This is a genomic window from Petrotoga olearia DSM 13574 (assembly GCF_002895525.1).
In the GTDB taxonomy this organism is placed as follows: domain Bacteria; phylum Thermotogota; class Thermotogae; order Petrotogales; family Petrotogaceae; genus Petrotoga; species Petrotoga olearia.
In genome coordinates, this window is record NZ_AZRL01000012.1 from 148,082 (window position 1) to 166,816 (window position 18,735).

At 33.7% G+C, this 18,735-nt stretch carries 20 protein-coding genes and 1 riboswitch; of the genes, 11 read left to right on the forward strand and 9 right to left on the reverse strand.

Annotated features, from left to right (window positions below; genetic code table 11):
• Positions 1-41: 41 nt before the first annotated feature.
• Genes secF through yajC form a run of 3 tightly spaced genes read right to left on the reverse strand, consistent with a single transcriptional unit; the run spans position 42 to position 2,824 of the window.
• Complete coding sequence (gene secF / locus X929_RS04685; RefSeq protein ID WP_103066882.1) at positions 42-950, reverse strand: protein translocase subunit SecF; 909 nt, start codon at positions 948-950, stop codon at positions 42-44.
• Complete coding sequence (gene secD, locus X929_RS04690; RefSeq protein ID WP_103066883.1) at positions 950-2,368, reverse strand: protein translocase subunit SecD; 1,419 nt, start codon at positions 2,366-2,368, stop codon at positions 950-952. The genes secF and secD overlap by 1 nt, the downstream gene beginning before the upstream one ends.
• Positions 2,369-2,404: 36 nt before the next feature.
• Entirely contained in the window at positions 2,405-2,824 is a 420-nt protein-coding gene (gene yajC, locus X929_RS04695; RefSeq protein ID WP_103066884.1) for a preprotein translocase subunit YajC, read from the reverse strand.
• Between the two features lie 262 nt (positions 2,825-3,086).
• Between yajC and X929_RS04700 the strand changes: the two genes are divergently transcribed.
• From X929_RS04700 to mgsA, 6 genes are all read left to right on the forward strand, one after another.
• Entirely contained in the window at positions 3,087-4,280 is a 1,194-nt protein-coding gene (locus X929_RS04700; protein WP_103066885.1) for a hypothetical protein, read from the forward strand.
• 178 nt (positions 4,281-4,458) lie between these two features.
• Positions 4,459-5,061, forward strand: a complete 603-nt coding sequence (locus X929_RS04705) for a septum site-determining protein MinC (protein WP_103066886.1) — start codon at positions 4,459-4,461, stop codon at positions 5,059-5,061.
• Positions 5,062-5,163: 102 nt separating this feature from the next.
• Positions 5,164-6,204, forward strand: coding sequence for a M28 family peptidase (locus X929_RS04710; RefSeq protein WP_103066887.1), 1,041 nt, complete (start codon positions 5,164-5,166; stop codon positions 6,202-6,204).
• The gene (locus X929_RS04715; RefSeq protein ID WP_103066888.1) at positions 6,201-7,223 is read left to right on the forward strand and encodes a M42 family metallopeptidase; all 1,023 of its coding nucleotides are present in this window, start codon (positions 6,201-6,203) and stop codon (positions 7,221-7,223) included. Before X929_RS04710 ends, X929_RS04715 begins: the two co-directional genes overlap by 4 nt.
• An 18-nt stretch (positions 7,224-7,241) precedes the next feature.
• Entirely contained in the window at positions 7,242-8,246 is a 1,005-nt protein-coding gene (locus tag X929_RS04720) for a M42 family metallopeptidase (RefSeq protein ID WP_103066889.1), read from the forward strand.
• Positions 8,247-8,278: 32 nt separating this feature from the next.
• Positions 8,279-8,659, forward strand: coding sequence for a methylglyoxal synthase (mgsA, locus tag X929_RS04725; protein ID WP_012208942.1), 381 nt, complete (start codon positions 8,279-8,281; stop codon positions 8,657-8,659).
• Here mgsA and X929_RS04730 read toward each other — a convergent pair.
• Positions 8,656-9,105: a hypothetical protein gene (locus X929_RS04730; RefSeq protein WP_103066890.1), complete on the reverse strand. Its 450-nt coding sequence runs from the start codon at positions 9,103-9,105 to the stop codon at positions 8,656-8,658. The two genes, mgsA and X929_RS04730, sit on opposite strands and share 4 nt — an antisense overlap.
• A 54-nt stretch (positions 9,106-9,159) precedes the next feature.
• Complete coding sequence (locus X929_RS04735) at positions 9,160-9,477, reverse strand: helix-turn-helix domain-containing protein (RefSeq protein WP_169924963.1); 318 nt, start codon at positions 9,475-9,477, stop codon at positions 9,160-9,162.
• 471 nt (positions 9,478-9,948) lie between these two features.
• On the opposite strand from X929_RS04735, the gene X929_RS04740 reads away from it, so the two are divergent.
• The 5 genes from X929_RS04740 (at position 9,949) to X929_RS04760 (ending at position 14,292) form a co-directional block, all read left to right on the forward strand.
• On the forward strand, positions 9,949-10,605 hold the full coding sequence (locus X929_RS04740) for an ABC transporter permease (protein ID WP_103066892.1): 657 nt from the start codon (positions 9,949-9,951) through the stop codon (positions 10,603-10,605).
• A 26-nt stretch (positions 10,606-10,631) separates the two neighbouring features.
• Positions 10,632-11,735: an ABC transporter ATP-binding protein gene (locus tag X929_RS04745; RefSeq protein ID WP_103066893.1), complete on the forward strand. Its 1,104-nt coding sequence runs from the start codon at positions 10,632-10,634 to the stop codon at positions 11,733-11,735.
• A 15-nt stretch (positions 11,736-11,750) separates the two neighbouring features.
• The gene (locus X929_RS04750; protein WP_103066894.1) at positions 11,751-12,401 is read left to right on the forward strand and encodes an ABC transporter permease; all 651 of its coding nucleotides are present in this window, start codon (positions 11,751-11,753) and stop codon (positions 12,399-12,401) included.
• Between the two features lie 21 nt (positions 12,402-12,422).
• A complete protein-coding gene (locus X929_RS04755; RefSeq protein WP_245858655.1) occupies positions 12,423-13,316 on the forward strand; it encodes a glycine betaine ABC transporter substrate-binding protein in 894 nt (297 codons plus the stop codon).
• An 82-nt stretch (positions 13,317-13,398) separates the two neighbouring features.
• On the forward strand, positions 13,399-14,292 hold the full coding sequence (locus X929_RS04760; RefSeq protein WP_245858661.1) for an ABC transporter substrate-binding protein: 894 nt from the start codon (positions 13,399-13,401) through the stop codon (positions 14,290-14,292).
• A 40-nt stretch (positions 14,293-14,332) separates the two neighbouring features.
• On the opposite strand, the gene X929_RS04765 is transcribed toward X929_RS04760, so the two are convergent.
• The 4 genes from X929_RS04765 to X929_RS04780 all read right to left on the reverse strand — a co-directional run bounded on the left by X929_RS04765 (position 14,333) and on the right by X929_RS04780 (position 18,336).
• A complete protein-coding gene (locus X929_RS04765) occupies positions 14,333-14,971 on the reverse strand; it encodes a methionine ABC transporter permease (RefSeq protein ID WP_103066896.1) in 639 nt (212 codons plus the stop codon).
• The gene (locus X929_RS04770) at positions 14,972-15,970 is read right to left on the reverse strand and encodes a methionine ABC transporter ATP-binding protein (RefSeq protein ID WP_103066897.1); all 999 of its coding nucleotides are present in this window, start codon (positions 15,968-15,970) and stop codon (positions 14,972-14,974) included.
• A 35-nt stretch (positions 15,971-16,005) separates the two neighbouring features.
• Positions 16,006-16,833 (reverse strand): MetQ/NlpA family ABC transporter substrate-binding protein, encoded by an 828-nt coding sequence (locus tag X929_RS04775; RefSeq protein ID WP_103066898.1) that lies wholly within the window; start codon positions 16,831-16,833, stop codon positions 16,006-16,008.
• 143 nt (positions 16,834-16,976) lie between these two features.
• Positions 16,977-17,088, reverse strand: a riboswitch (SAM riboswitch).
• A gap of 48 nt (positions 17,089-17,136) precedes the next feature.
• On the reverse strand, positions 17,137-18,336 hold the full coding sequence (locus X929_RS04780; protein WP_103066899.1) for an FprA family A-type flavoprotein: 1,200 nt from the start codon (positions 18,334-18,336) through the stop codon (positions 17,137-17,139).
• Positions 18,337-18,735: the final 399 nt, after the last annotated feature.

The window sequence follows — 18,735 nt, forward strand, 5'->3', positions numbered from 1 at the left end:
AAAAGCCCTCAAATGAGGGCTTTTTAATTTTATTATCTTAATTAAGCTTTTTGTGTTTTCTTACGTCTTTTTACCATACCAATGACAATTGGACTCGCAATATACAACGAAGAATAAGTTCCAATTATGACTCCCACAGTTAATCCAAATGCAAATGAAGCTATTGATCTTCCTCCCAAAAGAAGCATAATAAAAACAACTATGAATGTAGTCAAGGAAGTATTTAATGATCTTACAATAACTTCATTAATACTTTTATTGGTAACTCTCTCTATATCCATCCCACGATTTTTCGTCCTGTTTTCCCTTATTCTATCATAAACAACAATGGTATCGTTTAAAGAATAACCTGCTAAAGTAAGAAATGCGGCTATAGCGGTTAAGTTCATTTCTATACCAAATAAGGAATAAAAACCTAAGGTGATTATAACGTCATGAGCTAAAGCTAAAATCGCTCCGACACCGTAGGAAAATTGAAACCTAATGGTTATATACGCTAACAAAACTATCAAAGCAATAATTACAGCATACCAAGCATACGATCGAATCTCCCTAGCCGCATAGCCAGAAACATCGTTGAATTGTTCAATATTTAAACTAGAATCAGAAAAAGATTCTTCTAAACTATTTATAAACGCTTGTTTTTCTTCCAAAATAGGAAAAGAATCTCTTACTGTAATTATATAAAAGAATCGTTCCAAAGTTCCTCCGCCTGGGTTAGTTTGAATTATCTTAGCGGTGGCATAATCTGGATTTATCTTTTGTAAACCGTTTCTCAATTCATCTATTGTATAACTTTTATCAAAAGATACGATAATCTCACTACCACCAGAAAAATCAACTCCAAAATTGAACCCTTTTACAAAAATCACTATTACAGAAAAAAGTATCAAAGCAAGAGATAAATAAATGAAAAAAGTTCTTTTTCCAACAAAATCTATATTTGGCATTATTTAGTACCCCCTTTTTCCACCACAATTCCTTTCACGTACTTTTCAGGCTTCAAAAAGTGAGAAGTACTTTCTAAAAGTAGCCTACTAACAACTAAGTTAGTAAACATCGCACCTAAAACACCTATTATGAGAGTTACTGAGAAGCCTCTAATACTTCCACTTGTTAAAAAGAATAAAACTAAACCAGCTAAAATAGTCGTTATATTGGCATCAAAAATAGTTGAAAAAACTTTATTAAATCCAAACTTTACTGCAGTTAAAGGGGGCCTTCCTATTCTAAGTTCCTCTTTTATTCTTTCGTATATAATAATGTTTCCATCAACTGTGGTACCGAAAGTTAAGATTATTCCAGCGATACCTGGTAGAGTTAATATTGCTCCTGTCCAACTTAAAACTCCCATTAACAAAAGCGAATTATATACTAAAGCAATATCAGCAATTATTCCCATCCATCTATAGACTATAATCATGTAAATCATTACTATTATAAGCCCGATGATTCCAGCATTTATAATTGTGGTCACAATATCTCTTCCCAAAGTAGGGCCAAGCGTTCTTTCTTGAAATTTAACCAAATCTACCGGTAAATTCCCTGACTTTATCAAAACAGCAATGTTTTGTGCTTCTTCCATACTCTCTATTCCGCTGATTTCAGCTCTTCCTTGCGATATCCTTTCTCTAACAACAGGCGCAATTATAACCTCTTCATCTAAAATAATCGCAATCCTTTGGTTTATTAAATTTGCGGTAGCCAATTCAAATTTTTGCCTTCCTTCATTATTGAAATTTAAATTAACTACGAATCCTGCTCCTTGACTATTAAGGGAAGCAACGGCATCAGTGACATCTAAACCGGTAATCTGAAATGGAGAATCTCCAAATTCGAAAACATTTTTCACCCTATACCAAAGGTTAGGGTTATTACTATCTCTAACGTAACTATACATTTCTATTTGCTCACCATTTATCTGTATAGTTCTATTTCTAGTAATTTGTGGAGTAGTTGTAGATTCCACAACTTCCAATACTTCAGCAAAGTACAGTTTACCTTTGCTACCTATAAGTTCTTCTGCCCTTTGAGTATCTGATATACCTGGAATCTCAACACGAACTCTGCTTTCTCCACCAGAAACAACTTCGGACACTATCGCCTCTGTGTAACCAGCGTTGTCCATTCTTCTCCTTAGAACTGTAATTACGTTACCTACAACATTAGAAGTATCTACTCCTTCAGGTACATCTAAACTATACTCTAACAGAACTCCACCTTGAATATCCAGGCCTAAATTTATATTTGGAAAAAAACGGAATATACTTATATCATTCACATTATCAGACAAAGGTATAATTAACCCTAATAGCGCAAAAACAAAAACTATTATAGTAAATAGTATTCGTATCCTTCTATTCCTCAACTATTTCACCCCCTGAACAAAGTCAAAGTTAAAAAACTATTTTTTATCTTCAGTTTCGGCTTCGGTTTCGGTTTCTTCTGGTGTCGCTTCAGGTCTATCGCTTTTAGAAAGAACTCCCGCAACAGCATTCTTCGTTATATCGATCTCTGTTTTATCTGCTGTTGAAATTCGGATTCTCTCGTTAGTTATCGATATTATCTTTCCTATGATTCCTGATGATGTAACTATTTTATCGCCTTTTTTCAAAGCAGAAAGCATTTCCTTATGCCTTTTTTCTTGTCGCCTTTGTGGGAGAAACAACATAACCCACATTAAGATTATGATTATTAAAAAGAACAACAATCCACCGAATCCTCCACCGCCTGTCGGAGCTGTTTGTGCCTGTTGGACCGTGTTACCAGCATCCGCAGCACCTGCTGGACCAAAATTTATAAAATCAAATACTGTTTCTAACATAGATACACCTCCAAAATTATTATTTCCTTAATTAGTTGCAATTTTGAGTCTTAAAAAATTTTATCACTGCTAGAATTTTGATATAACACAAATCATTACAAAAAATGTTTACTCTTTAGATTGTATCATATTTTTCTTTTATGGTCAATGAATCGCATTAGATCATATTAGATGTCCGTGAAAAAGATTGGTTAGATCATAATTCGATGTCTTTGAAATGATATCATATCCTTGACTCTTTTTGAAAGGAGACAAGGGAAAAATGGAGGCATTCGATATGGAACTAACCAAAAGGTTGATAGAAAAATATTTGAAATCAAGTAAAAAAGAGAAGTCAGAGATTATTTCAAAGTATTGTGAGTTAACAAAAGTAAAAAGAGCTACAGCTGTAAAAAGGTTTGAAAGATATAAGAAGAGATATCTGTTTCAAGAAAGAGACACTCAAAAGAATTCAAAAAAGAGAAGAGGACCAAAGAAGAAGTATGAATCTATTCATGAAGTAATTTTGTGGAAATGTTGGGGATTATCTGGATGTATTTGTGCTGAAAAACTTCATCCAATGTTGGAAGTATACATCGAGGAATTGAAAAAGAATAACAGATTTTCATTGTATGAACTTTCAAAGACAGAAGAAGCAAAGAAGGTATCCTTAGGTACATTGAAAAGAATGGTAAGTAGATTTCCTAAGGTATCCACAAAGAAGCATAAAGGTAATGCGTTCATATATCAAAAGGTACCAATTTCAGCAAACTTTGGAAGATATGCCTTTGAAGAGGTAGGATATGTTGAAGTTGATTTCGTAGAACATAATGGAGGATCTAGTGCAGGGCCCTTTGCTGTGACAGCTGTATATACGGATCTTTATTCACAATGGATATCAAGAGCAGCAGGGCTTGGTAAAAATCAAAGGAGCGTTGAGAAGATGGATCTTCTTGCTCATACGAAGCTGCCTGTTGATGTCTTACATTATCATCCTGATAACGATAAAACTATACTTAAAGTACTTTTTGAAAAGGTAAAAGGGAATAACAAAGTTAATCTTTCAAGGAGTAGGCCTTACAAGAAAAACGATAACGCTCATGTGGAACAAAAAAACGGGGATAAGGTAAGAAAATTGGTGGGGTATTTCAGGTATGAGAGTGAAGAAGAGGTAAGTCTGCTCAACGAGATTTACAGCAAAGCAGACTTACTAGATAACTTCTTCATACCCAACTTTAAACTAAAAAACAAAGTAAAGAACGACAAGGGTAAAACAGTAAAAAAAGAATATGAGAAACCTAAAACTCCATACCAAAGGTTGCTTGAAAGCAACACTGTTAGCGAAAAAACTAAATCTCAACTAAAGAAAACATACGAAACCTTAAACATGGTAAAATTAAGAGAAGAAATAAATATTCTTGTGGATAAATTATACAACATTCAACTAACAAAAAGCAAATCAAGTTCAAAGACATAATTACTATCTAACCAATACCCTATTTCGATGACACTTAATTATGATCTAACACGGAATTCTTTACAGCCTATTAGTCAAATAATTTTTGATTATGTAATATTTCTTATATTTTGTGTTATTATATATATGGTCATAGATTTTTCGTTATGGTTTAAAAATTGCATTAGGGGGGGTTTAGATGGATGAACCCGTATACGCAAAAATTTTGGACGGAGACATAATCTTTTATTTTTCAAAGGGAAACACACAAAAAGATCTTTTCGAATATTTTAAAAAAGAACTCGTTAAGATGAAAAGTTTTTTTAACGTTGGAGATAGTTTTTACGTATATTTCGAAGATGGTTCTCAGCATAATTTATTAAATAGAATCGTAAAATTCGCCAATAGTCTCCAATTAAACGTTGCAGGAGCGTATTTTGGCAAGCTTCCCGAAGGAAAAGTTGGAAACAAAGAGTTAAACCTTTCCAGTACCCAAATTTATAGAAAACATTTAAGATCCGGTCAAGTAGTACAAAATCCTGGTGATATTATAGTCTTTGGAAATGTAAACCAAGGTGCAGAAGTTAACGCAGGTGGAAGTATTATAATATTTGGCAAGGTATTTGGAACTTTAAGAGCTGGAATAACCAACAAAAAAAACGCTTTTATTATTGCCTACGAATTAAATTCACCATTAGTAGAAATCGCAGGTATCCCTTTTTTCAACCACGAATGGCCAAAGTCTCCCGTTTCTATTAGAATAGTAGAAAATAAAGCATTAGTTGAACCTGTTGAATTGTGATAAGATTTTTCTTATTTGTCTTCACAAAGCTTCATTGACACTGAGTCCTCCTCGACATTGTGGGGGGTATAGAATATATGATAACCAAAAAGGAGGTTTCGAATGGATACTTCTACTTTACTAAAAAATTTATCCAATACCTTTGCAGTGTCTTCTTTTGAAAATTGCACCTTCCCTTTGATTGAAAAAGAATTAAAAAACATTTCACCAGATGTAAAATCAGAAAAAGTAGGAATAGGTAATTTAACAGCATCTTACGGCAATGGAAATCCCAAAATTGCCTTTTTTGCACACGTGGATGAAATTGGAATAGTTATATCAAAAATAATCGATGAACATTTCGCTCGCATTTCTCCTGTTGGCGGAGTCGACCCAAGAACTTTGGTAGGAAAAAGGGTTCTTTTTAAAACAAATGACTTGGAAAAAATCGGCATAGTTGGGTTTTTAGCCCCCCACCTTCAAAAAAAGGAAGATAGGGAAAAATCTCCGTCATTTGATGAGCTTTTCGTCGATTTTTCCATTTCAGAGGGAACAAGCGATATCAACGTTGGAGATATGGGCGTTATACAAGTTCAGGCTGTTGACCTTGAAAACGGAAAGATATCAAATAAGTCTTTAGACAACAAAGTTGGTGCATCGGTATTAATTAAGTCGTTAGAGTACCTACAAAATCTCAAATTCGAAGGACAATTGATTTTATCTTTTAACAAAGGTGAAGAAGTAGGATTAGTTGGAGCACAAGGAAGCACCCATCATCTAAAACCTGACTTTGCAATTGTAGTTGATGTAACTTTTGGCGAAAAACTACCGGAAAATATAGAGTCTATCAAACTAGGAGAAGGACCAGTTATAGGTGTAGGTACTACAGTTACCAGGAGTGTTTTCGAAGAACTAACAAAAACCGCTAAAAATAACAATATCAAATACCAAATAGAAACTTTTACTAGAGGGAGCGGCACCGAGGCAGATGTAGTACAAATATCATCTACCGGAATAAAAACAGGTGTTGTTTCAGTCCCGATCCTTAACATGCATTCTCCCAACGAAGTTGTAGATGTAAAAGATGTGGAAGAAAGCGCAAAATTATTATCTCTCTTCGCTTTAAATACTAGTTTAAATTGGAAAGGGCGTAGAAAATTATGAGGAAGTATTTAAAAGATTTAACCAATATTCCTGGAATATCTTCAAGAGAAGAAAAAATAAGACAGTACATAAAATCAAAAGTCGCTAACAAGACAGATGAAATCACTGAAGATATCATGGGAAATCTATTATGTTTAATTAAAGGTAAAGATTCTTCCAAGAAATTAATGCTGGACGCCCACATGGATGAAGTTGGCTTTATGATTACCAAAATAAATGAAGATGGTACCTTTGGCATATCTCCCGTTGGAGGTGTTGACCCAAGGGTAGTAAAAAGTCAGAGATTAAAAATCGAAGAAAAAATATCTGCTGTTGTCAATTCTACACCTATTCACTTAGAAAAAGAAACAGACAAAGTTGAACAGTATGAAAGTATAAAGGTCTACGCCGGATTTTCTAACAAAGAGGAAGCTTCTAAAAAGGTCAATTTGGGTGATATGGTTACATTTGATACTACTTATTATGAGGGAAATAACTATGCTGTGGCCAAAGCCTTCGATGATAGAGTTGGATGTTCAATTATGATGGATATAATAGACTATTTTTTTGAAAACGGCGAGAAACCCCTTTACGATACATACTTCAATTTCGCTACTCAAGAAGAAACCGGGTTGAGAGGTACAGGAACTGCAGCTTCAAAAATACAACCAAATTTCGCCATTGTATTAGAAGGTACAACAGCAGGTGACAACCCTGAAAATCCACCTGATAAATGGGCAACCCATATTGGAAATGGACCTGTCTTAACATTCATGCATAGCGGTTTAGTCCTTAACAAGGAGATCTTTGAAAAGATCGTAGATACTGCAAAGAAATTAGAGATTAAATTCCAATATAAAATGCGAACAGCAGGTGGAACTGATGCCGCTAGGCTTGCAAAGACCCTTTATGGAATTCCTTCTGGGGTAATATCTGTGCCGTGCAGATACATACATTCTCCACAATCTATTATTAATTTGCAAGATTACGAACTTACTTACCAATTAGTAAAACAATTAGTTGTTAACACACCATTTTAAAGAGAGGTGGCAAAAAAATTGAAAGAGCTAATAAAAAATATCACTGAGCTTTATGGACCAAGTGGAAGAGAAGACCAAGTGAGAGATTTTATAAAAGAACAGATTAAAGATTATGTAGATGATATTAAAACGGACAAGTTAGGAAATCTTATTGCCACAAAAAAAGGTATTTCTGGAAAAACTATATTATTTGACGCCCACATGGATGAAATAGGGGTTGTTGTTACTCACATTTTAGACAAAGGATTTCTAAAAATAGAACAAGTTGGGGGCCAAAACCCTGTAAATTTAATTGGTTCCAGGTTGATTTTTAATGGAAGAATAGGGGTTGTGGGAGTTGAGGGAGAAAGCGAAAAAGAATTAAAAGATAATTACAAGAACTTATCTTTAGACAACATATTTGTTGATATAGGTGTATCCTCAAAAGAAGAAGCAGAAAAAATTGCTCCTATAGGAACTTTTGGAACTTTCGCCGAAGGTTTTGTGGATTATGGTAATTATTGTTTGTCAAAAGCGATGGATGACAGGATAGGATGCGCCATTTTAATAGAAAGTATAAGAAATATGAGAGATAATCAACACACTGTTTTATTCGCTTTTACAGTCCAAGAAGAAGTAGGTTTAGTCGGTTCTTTTGTTTCCTCTTATAATTACCACGTAGACAGAGCAATAGCTGTTGATGTCACGGATTCATTGGATACTCCAAAGGCTCTTAAAAGAATGAGCATGGCCTTGGGAAAAGGACCTTGTATTAAAATAAAAGATAATCTTTCTGTTAGCGATAGAGAAGTTGTAGAGTGGATAAAAAATGCTGCTTCTGCAAACGCCATCCCTTATCAATTTGAGGTATTAACCTTTGGAGGAACAAGTGCTGCAGGATATCAAAGAACTAAATCCGGGATTCCAAGTTGCACTATTTCTATTCCTACCAGGTATATACATTCACCTCACGAGATGTTATCTTTTAGCGATGTTGAAAACGCAGTGAAATTGTTAAACACACTCAGTAAAACTAATTTTTAGAAAATTATCTTTCACACTTGAGGAGGAAGATTATGGTCAATGTAGCGTTAATAGCCCACGATAAAAAGAAATTAGACCTTGCACTCTTTGCTAAAGAATGGAAGGATGTATTTAAAAATTGCAAACTTTATGCTACAAAAACCACGGGAAAGATTTTAAAAGAAAAGGTTGGTTTAGAGATACAAACTTTTGAATCCGGACCATTGGGAGGAGACTTACAAATAGGTGCACTTGCTGTTAGTGGAAAAATTGATTTTGTCATCTTTTTGAGGGATCCATTGACAGCCCAGCCACACGAACCTGATGTATCTGCAGTTTTAAGGATTTGCGATGTACACAACATTCCTCTTGCTACTAATTTAGCAACCGCTGAAGCGATAGTTCTAGAAATTCAAAAAAAACTTAATAATTAAAGTTTATTATCTTGACTATTAATTTGATGATTGCCTGTACTTAATGGCAGAACAATATTTGGTAATGCAGCTTTCATTAAAATTTCGTTCAAATATATTCTAAGATAGGGCCAAAGTACACCATCTACAAAATTTTTAAGAAAATAATTTTCGGCCCTTTTGTTTTTTGAAAAACTTCCAAAATCTATACCCGTTTCGAAAATCTCTCTGAAGGTCACAACATAATATGCTATTCTCTTTTTTTCCCCTTCTAAAAAGATCCTGTAAGTAACAATTAAATTTAAGTCTCTGTTTTTTTGTTCATACACATATCCTCTTTCGATAGATATTTCCGAAATTTTTTCAACTACTTCTTTACTTGTTCTCTCGAAAAATACACTTTCCAAAAAAATATCCTTTAAAATTATATCTTTCAATAAACTTATTTTTTTATCAGTTTTTTTCATAAAAACTCCTCCCAAAGTTTATGAATTTTTTGTCATTAGTAGCTTTATTTCTTTTTATAATTTTAAGTGAAATATTGTTTCAAAATTATCATTTTTAGAAACGTCATCGCTATTTATCTCTTTATCATCTCTAGGCTCAAAATATAATTTGATACTCCCTCCCAACACTTCTGTCAATCTTTGCAAAAACAAATATGTTGGATTGTAATTTCCTTTTTCAAATTTAGAAATTATCGCCTGGGTCGTTCCCATTCGCTCAGCTAAATTTTTTTGTGTAATTCCCATTTGTAATCTTCTTTTTTTAATCTCATATACTAATTCTAACAAAGCCTTTTTATCGATAGCTCCCCATTTCTTTTCATTTTCATTCAAAACTTTCACCTCCAATATCATTATTAGACTTTCTTTAGAAACTCTGAAACTCACTTTAAACCATGATTCTAGAATCCAAAAATTTTTAAAATACCTCCATCATTCTAAGTTACATACAATCTGCTTTAGCTCCCCTTCACCCAGCAGCCCACCCGAATGAATGGGGGAGGGCTCCGCCCTGTAACCCTTTTAAAATCAAAATCTTCTTTTTGAAAATCTTTTTATTTCTAAAGTGCCTAAATTATTACTGTTTTTAGAAATTCTTAAACAAGTTTGAAAACCCTTTATTTCTTTCTTTGAGAATTATTTAATTAGCACACTAAATATATTATAAAATATCTTAAAAGATTTTCCAAGTCGTTTTTTTACTTAATTGTAACCTATTTATATTTTAAAAAGATTAATAATGTGTTATAATATTCAACGCAAAGATACTCAAATTTACTTACATAACAAGAAGGGAGTGAAAAAGTGGAACTTTTTGAATATATTTCTAGTAGTTCAAGTATTATAATTAGAGAATTTTTAAATCATTTAAAAATCATAGGTTTGTCATTACCTTTTTCTATAGGTATAGGAGTACCAACTGGAATTTTCATATCAAGGCATCCTAAAGCCGCAAACATAGTCATCTACATTGCCAGTATTCTGATGACTATTCCAAGTTTGGCGCTTTTTGGGATTATGGTTGTAATTTTATCTCCTTTTGGAGCTGGCTTAGGGGTTACACCTGCTGTGATTGCTTTGATTATATACTCCTTACTTCCAATTATAAGAAATACCTTAGTAGCTATTCAATCTCTTGATCCACAAATGATAGAGGCTGCAAAAGGAATGGGAATGACTGAATCTCAAATACTATTCAAAATCCGTTTACCTTTATCGATCCCTACCATCATGTCCGGGGTAAGAAATGCTGTAGTAATGGGAGTTGGAGTCGCTACCTTAGGATATTTTGTAGCCTCAGGAGGATTAGGATACTTTATTTTTGCTGGATTAAGTAGGTCAAGGTATCCAATGGTAATAACAGGGGTGATATTGGTATCAATTTTGGGTGTTCTAGCTAATTATCTTTTGCTAAAATTCGAAGATTCTATTACTCCTAAGGGTCTAAAATTAAAAGAATAAGATAAAATTATAGGAGGAACAATGATATGGCAATTAAATTAGTTAATCTCACAAAAAAATATGGCGATTTCACCGCAGTGAATAATTTAAATATTGAATTTGAAGACAATAAATTAACTGTTCTTATAGGTCCATCTGGATGTGGAAAAACAACTACACTAAAGATGATCAATCGTTTGATCGAAAGAACATCAGGCGATATCCTTTTCAATGGAAAATCGATAGACGATATAAATCCCATAGAACTGAGAAGAAGCATAGGTTACGTTATACAAGAAATTGGATTATTCCCTCATATGACTGTATTTGATAACATAGCTGTTGTTCCAAGGCTTTTAAAATGGCCTGAGGATAAAATAAAAAAAAGAGTATATGATTTATTAGATTTAGTAAATCTTGACCCAGAAAGCACAGCTCATAAGTATCCGGCACAACTATCTGGAGGCCAAAGACAAAGAGTAGGAGTAGCAAGAGGACTCGCCGCTGATCCAGACATACTGCTCATGGATGAACCATTTGGTGCAATAGATCCTATCAATAGAGAAACCTTACAAGATGCATTTATTGAAATACAAGAGAAGATCAAAAAGACTATTATATTTGTTACGCATGACATAAGGGAAGCTATTAAATTGGGGGATAAAATAGCAATCTTTAAAGATGGCGAATTAGTACAGTACGATGATACACAAAATATTGTTCAAAACCCTAAAGACGATTTTGTAAAGGACATATTAGGGGAAGATAGTCAATTCAAAGCTCTGGAATTTGTTAAGGTTAGCGAAGGATTGTACAAAGATATGCAAGCCTTTAAAATTGATGAGGATCTTTCAAATATTAAAAGTACTATACAGAGTAATTATCCTATCACAATATTTGTTGATAAAAATAACAATTATAAAGGCTTTATAGAAACTAAAAGATTGAATAGAATTGATGATTCATCTAAATTACGAAGCTCTTTGAAAAAAGATTACGTTACTGCCAAATCGAGCCTTTATGAAGCATTGAATAAGATACTAAGTTCTTCCAGTACAAACATCCCCGTAGTTACCGATAAACAAAAGGTAATAGGGGTGATCAACTTAAAAGCTATATTTGAACAAATGTCAAATAAAGCAGAGGTTTGATAAGAGGAGGATAATATGGAATTTTTTACATACGTTGCTGAAAATCTTGGTTATATGGGAATAAAGACTATGGAACATCTTTATTTGTTTGCATCTTCTTGGGCAATTGCCATAGTTGTGGGAATGGCGATAGGAATCTATGTTACCCGCCCCGGGAAAGAGAAGAGTGGAAGAATAGCACTTTCAATCACAGGAATAGCCCAGGCGGTCCCAAGTATTGCCGTCATAGCTCTGGTTTTTTTATTCATGGGAATAGGCCCTGCCCCGGCGATCTTTGCCCTGTTTTTGTACAGTATAGTTCCTATAACATTTAACACCGCATCTGGACTTTTCGGCATTGATAAAGGTATGAAAGAAGCAGCAAGAGGAATGGGAATGACTAAAAGGGAAATCCTGTGGAAAGTAGAAATCCCAAACGCGATGCCTACTATTTTTTCAGGAATAAGAAATGCAGCCATAATAAATTTAGGAACAGCTACAATCGCGTCAGCCATAGGTGCTGGAGGATTGGGAGAATTAATTTTTATAGGTCTTGGGACATTTAAATTTGAGATGATATTAGCTGGAGCTATTCCGGTTTCAATAATGGCCGTTTTAATTGATTTCATACTCGCTTTAATACAAAACAAAATGACTTCGGAAGGTATTAAATTACAAAATGAATAATGAAAAAACTTTTAAATGGAGGTGTTAACGTTGAAAAAACTTACAATACTTGCATTGTTTGTTGTATTTTCTTTGACTGCAATATTTGGTGCAACTTTAACTGTAGGTATAAGATACTTCACAGAACATTACATCCTGGGAAACTTGGCTTCACTGCTACTTGAAGAGAACGGTTTTAACGTTGTTAAAAGGGATGGCCTTCATGCTCTCCCCTCTAGAGAAGGTTTAATAACGGGTCAGATCGATATACTTGCAGAGTACACTGGAACCGCGTGGGCAACTTACCTAGGTCAAGAAGAAATGATCACTGATCCAGATGAACTTTTCGAAAAAGTCAAAGAACTAGACGCTAAAAATGGAGTCGTTTGGCTTGATAGAATAAACGTTAACAATACTTATGCCCTTGCTATTCGTCAAGAAGATTATGAAAAATATGGTTTCGAAACCCTCTCTGACTTAGTTGCTTACTGGAACGAACATCCAAGTGAGTTTTTGGTAGGAGTCGACCATGAATTCTATGAAAGACCTGATGGTTTCTTTGCCTTTGCTGACCACTATGGTTTAGATATTCCTGAATCTCAAGTATTAACTATGCAAACCGGATTAACCTACGAGGCAATTGCAAACAATAAAATAGATATAGCTATGGTTTTTACTACCGATCCACAAATTTTAAAATACAACCTACATGTATTAGAAGACGATAAAAACTTCTGGCCTTATTACCATATCTCTTTTATAGTTAGAAAAGATGTTCTAGATGAATACCCTGAAATTGAAGAAATTTTGAGACCTCTCACAATGTACCTAAACGAAGACATTTTAATAAGGCTAAACTATAGAGTAGATATTGAAGGTCTTGAACCAGAAGTCGTTGCGAGAGATTATTTAGAAGGTTTAGGTTTGATAGATTAAACGATCTAATATTCACCTTAACAAATAAGGGTGAAGAGACGCACTTCACCCTTATTATTTGAAATAGACATTATTGATGGAGGTGTTAACGTTGAAAAAGTGGGCAATACTTGTGTTAGTCGTCGCGTTTTCTTTAAATGGCCTATTTGGTGCAACTTTAACTGTAGGTGCTTCCAATTTCACAGAGCAGTATATATTTGGTGAGATAATATCTGCATTACTTGAAGAAAACGGCTTTAGGGTTGATAAAAGATTTGGTTTAAATACTTTAGTGAAAAGAACAGGAATGTTGAACGGTCAAATAGATGTTACCGCAGATTATACAGGAACAGCATGGACAACGTACTATCATAAAGAGGAATTGATTTACGACCCCACAGAATTATACAACCAGGTTAAAAACATGGATAAAGAACAAGGATTAGTATGGCTTGATCTAACCAGTATAAACAACTCATATGCTTTGGCTATGACAAGGGAAAGAGCTGAAAGCTTAGGTATTGATACCATATCCGATCTTGCCGAATATGTAAATAACAATCCTAGAGAATTAAAAATAGCAATTGACTACGAATTCTTCGAAGGTGCAATGAATATATTCGAGATGGCAGAAGCATACAACATGAACATATCCAAAAACGATGTTAAAACTATGCAGTGGGGTTTAACCTATGAGGCTGTGAATCAAGGAGATGCTGATATAACAATGGTCTTTACCACCGATTCTCAACTGTTGAAATACGACTTAAAGGTTTTGGAAGATGATAAACATTTCTTCCCTTTTTATCATGTAGCTGTTGTTATGAGAGAAGATACTTTAGAAAAATATCCTGAGATAGCAGAAATATTGAGACCTTTTGCTATGTACTTAAACCAAGATATAGTCATAAGGTTAAACTATTTAGTAGATGTCGAGGGAAAAGAACCAGAGGAAGTTGCAAAGAATTATCTTAAAGGTTTAGGTTTAATAGAATAATATCAGTTATCACATTAAAAGCCAGGAATCTCCTGGCTTTTCATTTTCTTAAAGAGTTCGACAATCTTGAACCAACAAATTGAATTATCTGAGTTAAGAAGATTAATATTGCCACATCGTATAGAAGCACATCCATTCTAAACCTTTGATATCCGTAATTTATAGCCATTGCCCCAAGGCCTCCAGCTCCCACAGCTCCCGCGATAGCCGTATAAGTTATTAGATTTATAATCAACAAAGTAATATTTGAAACCATCTCTGGGGCAGTTTCAGGTAATAATACTTTCAATATAAACTGTCTATTGGTCATACCCATAGACACAGATGTGTCTAGTAAACCTTGTGAAAGATTGTTAAAAGAAGTTTCAGCCAATCTTGCCATAAACGGAATGGCTGCTATAGACAAAGGCACAATCGCTGCGGTTGATCCAATTATTGTTCCTGTTAATAATCTTGTTAAAGGGATTATCAAAATAATAAGGATGATAAAAGGTATTGACCTAAATATATTTACAATCCAATCTAAAATGGAATACCAAGTTTTTGCTGCATTTTTATCACTTTTAGACAACATGTAGAGAGCTATACCCAAAGGAATACCCAACAAAATAGCTATAAAACCAGACACAAAAGTCATGTATAACGTTTCAAAAGTAGCTATAAATAGATCTTGGATCATTTATTTCAACACCTCAACTTTGTAAACATTAGCAGAGAGCTCTTCTAAAAACTTTTCCATTTCCCTTTGTGTAGAAATAACCTCAACTATTAAAGTTCCATAGGGATTGTCTTTCAAATGTTCTATCTTACCGTAAAGTATATTCAATGTGATGTCATATTTTTTAGTGATGTTATGCAAGATAGGTTCATGAGTTTTTTCTCCCCAAAAAACTACCTTTATCAACCTATCGTTTTCTCCTTGAACAACTTCTTTTACCCTCTTCCAATCTACGTTTATTTCTTGATAAAATTCTTTATTAAGTTCATTTTCTTTTTTAATAAAAAATTCATGGACTTTACCAAAAAAATCAACGGTTCCATTTTTTAAATAAACAACTTTATCACAAATCTTTTTAATCACATCCATCTCATGAGTAACAATCAAAATTGACTTTTTCATACTCTTATTAATTTCCAATATAAGATCTAAAATTCTCTGTGTAGTGCTTGGGTCTAAAGACGATGTGGGCTCATCAAACAAAATAATATCAGGATTATTTATCAATGCCCTTGCTATAGCTGTTCTTTGTTTCTCTCCTCCTGATAATTGTGAAGGATAAGAATCCTTTTTATGAAGAAGATTGACATCTTCCAATAACTTATTCACACGAACTTCTATTTCTCCTTTAGGGACCTTTTCAATTTCAAGGGGAAGAGATACATTTTCAAATACCGTTCTAGAACGCAACAAGTTGAAATGTTGGAATACTATACTAATCTTTTTTCTCACGTTTCTCAATTGGTTTTTATTTAATTTTCTTAGATCTACTTGATCTAAGAAAATCTCCCCGGAAGTAGGAGCTTGGAGCAGGTTCATCGTTCTCAAAAGAGACGTTTTCCCCGCTCCGGATAGACCAATAATCCCCAGAATTTCTCCATCTTCAACTGTAAAATTTACGTTTTTTAAGACATGATTTTTATCATCATATATGAGATTAAGATTTTTTATTTTTAACAACTAGGTTTCTCCTTTTGTTTTATTTTTATGAAAGTTCAAAATACAGGTACCACGGCACCATTGTACTTCTCTAAAATAACTTTTCTAACCTTATCGGTTGTTAGCACTTCAATCAAAGCTTTTACTAGTTCATCATCTACACGGCTTTCTTTTACAGCTATTATGTTGGCATATGGAGATTGGGCTCCTTCAAAGAATACCGCATCTTCCAATGGGTTTAGCCCCGCTTCTATAGCATAATTTGTGTTAATTATAGCCCCAACAACATTTTTATCTTCCTTATAAGTCCTGGGCAAATACGGTGCTTCAAGCTCTTTGAATACCAAACCGTATGGATTTTCAACAATATCCTTGATAGTTGCTACTAAAGGATCTTCTCTCTCCCCGAGCTTAATCACTCCATATTCTTGAAGAAGCAACAAAGACCTACCTTCGTTAGTAACATCGTTAGGAATTATAATTAAATCACCTTTTTTGAGGTCCTTTAACTCTTTCTTCAAATAAAATCCCATAGGTTCAACATGGATCTTAGCAACAGATACCAAGTCTGGCAGCTTACGTTCCCTTTTAAAAGTTTCTAAATATGGTTCATGCTGAAAATAATTCGCATCTATAGAACCATCTTCCAAAGCCAAATTAGGTTGAACATAATCCGTAAAAATTACTATCTGAAGCTCTACACCGGTTTTTTCTTTAAAATCATCTTTTACAAACTCTAAAATCTCAGCGTGTGGAACCGGAGTAGCTCCTACTTTGAAGGTATTCCGACCAAAGCCAAACAAAGCATACCCTTCAACGAAAAACAATGTTAAAAAAACAAATAATGAAACCAAAACCTTTACTACACTCTTACTTCTTTTCATACTAAATCCCTCCCTCGCAATATATGTTTACTCTATTTAGAAATTCTAAAACTTGATTTAGATCCCCCTTTTAATCAGAACTTTATATAAAAAACCTCTTCCGGTAGAATGGAAGAGGTTTATATTTTATGATTTTTATCCTCTCCTTATCTCCCAGAATTTCTCTGCAGGATTTAGCACCATTGCATAATTTTGATAAATTATGCAGGTTGCCGGGCTTCTTCGGGCCAGTCCCTCCGCCTCTCTCGATAAGGAATAAAAACTTATTAATTTAACCTATACTATCATATTTCTTTTTGAAAGTCAAGCCAATTTTATCTCTTTTGCCATCGCTTTTGCCAATTCACTTAATTTCTTAAAATCTTCCTCTTTTGCGGATAACCTTGCTTCAACCGGTTCAGCAACAAGCGGCCATTTCATTTGCTCATTGTACTTAACTATAGTAGATACTCCGCCTCCGCTCCAACCATATGTACCAAAGATACCTAAAACATGATTTTTTATATTGGTATGAGCCAACCATTGAACTAACGATTCCATATAAGGAAAAAGACCTTGATTATACGTTGAGCTTCCAAGTATTAGCCCCTTGTATCTCCAAATCTCGTTAATTATATAAGAAATATGCGTTTTTGATACATTCATTATTTTGATCTTTTTAATGCCTTCTTCAGCCAATTTTCTTGCAACATAATCTGCCATTTCTTCTGTATTACCATACATCGAACCGTAAGCTATTACAACACCTTCTTCGGTTTCGTATTTACTCCATTTATCATACAAAGAGTAAATTCTCTCTGGATTTTTTCTCCAAATTGGTCCATGTGTAGAAGCGATTATTTTTATATCTATATTAGCTTCATTCAATTTATTTAACGCCCTTTGTACCATAGGAGAGAACTTTCCGACTATATTAGAAAAATATCTTCTGATTTCATCTTCAAAGAAATCTATCTTTACTTCATCGTCAAATATTCCTCCATCTAAGGTTCCAAAGCCGCCAAAGGCATCACCAGAGAACAAAATTTTATCCGTTTCATCATAGGTCACCATTGTTTCTGGCCAATGAACCATCGGAGTTAAGTAAAACTTCAGATTATGCTTTCCTAAATTCAGAGATTCACCATCTTTTATCTCGTGAAAATTATCTTTAATCTTATAAAGGTTTTCTATAAATTGAAAAGTGGTTCTATTACCCACAATTTTTAAATTAGGAAATTCTTGCAGAAGTTCTGGAATAGCTCCAGAATGATCAGGTTCCATATGGTTGATAATCAAATAATCAAGAGGTTTACCGTTTAAAAGATGCCTAATTTTATCAAAAAATTCAGTCACCTTCCATTCTTTAACCGTATCAATTAAAGCTGTTTTTTCATCTAAGATTAAATAAGAATTATAACTAACCCCTCTTTCAAGGGGCCATAAACCTTCGAAAAGCTTCGTGTCCCTGTCGTTTACCCCAACATAGTAAATACTATCGCTAATTTTTATAGAGCCATTCATACTTTCATCCTCCTCCTTTGAGTTTTAAGTTTTATATTTTTGTTGTTCTCATTTTGGTATAATCGAATAAAGTAGGCATCTTTGTTATCCTTTTCTTCAAAATATATTATAACACATAATCTAATTCGTTTTATTGTTGATTTTAACTAACTTTCACCTTACAAATCGTTAAATTGTTTGAAGTTCTTTTATTTTTTAGGCAATATTATCAAAATAAAACAATTCATGATTTCGTAAATTATTATCTTTTTTGTCGTGTTATAATATAAATAACGATTGAATTATAAAATATTCTAGAAACACTGTGGGTGGGGAGCGGGGCGAAGGGGCGCTAAAGCAGACTAGATTTAACTTAGATTGATGCACGTGTTTTCAAAATTTTTGAATTCTAAAAAATCT

What these genes read in the sequence shown, in the direction of transcription:
- X929_RS04765 (WP_103066896.1), bottom strand. Translation starts at nt 14,971, where the DNA reads ATGATCCAAGATCTATTTATAGCTACTTTTGAAACGTTATACATGACT.
- X929_RS04775 (WP_103066898.1), bottom strand. Translation starts at nt 16,833, where the DNA reads ATGAAAAGAAGTAAGAGTGTAGTAAAGGTTTTGGTTTCATTATTTGTT.
- X929_RS04730 (WP_103066890.1), bottom strand. Translation starts at nt 9,105, where the DNA reads ATGAAAAAAACTGATAAAAAAATAAGTTTATTGAAAGATATAATTTTA.
- X929_RS04715 (WP_103066888.1), top strand. Translation starts at nt 6,201, where the DNA reads ATGAGGAAGTATTTAAAAGATTTAACCAATATTCCTGGAATATCTTCA.
- X929_RS04750 (WP_103066894.1), top strand. Translation starts at nt 11,751, where the DNA reads ATGGAATTTTTTACATACGTTGCTGAAAATCTTGGTTATATGGGAATA.
- X929_RS04710 (WP_103066887.1), top strand. Translation starts at nt 5,164, where the DNA reads ATGGATACTTCTACTTTACTAAAAAATTTATCCAATACCTTTGCAGTG.
- X929_RS04700 (WP_103066885.1), top strand. Translation starts at nt 3,087, where the DNA reads ATGGAGGCATTCGATATGGAACTAACCAAAAGGTTGATAGAAAAATAT.
- mgsA (WP_012208942.1), top strand. Translation starts at nt 8,279, where the DNA reads ATGGTCAATGTAGCGTTAATAGCCCACGATAAAAAGAAATTAGACCTT.
- yajC (WP_103066884.1), bottom strand. Translation starts at nt 2,824, where the DNA reads ATGTTAGAAACAGTATTTGATTTTATAAATTTTGGTCCAGCAGGTGCT.
- X929_RS04780 (WP_103066899.1), bottom strand. Translation starts at nt 18,336, where the DNA reads ATGAATGGCTCTATAAAAATTAGCGATAGTATTTACTATGTTGGGGTA.
- X929_RS04705 (WP_103066886.1), top strand. Translation starts at nt 4,459, where the DNA reads ATGGATGAACCCGTATACGCAAAAATTTTGGACGGAGACATAATCTTT.
- secF (WP_103066882.1), bottom strand. Translation starts at nt 950, where the DNA reads ATGCCAAATATAGATTTTGTTGGAAAAAGAACTTTTTTCATTTATTTA.
- X929_RS04745 (WP_103066893.1), top strand. Translation starts at nt 10,632, where the DNA reads ATGGCAATTAAATTAGTTAATCTCACAAAAAAATATGGCGATTTCACC.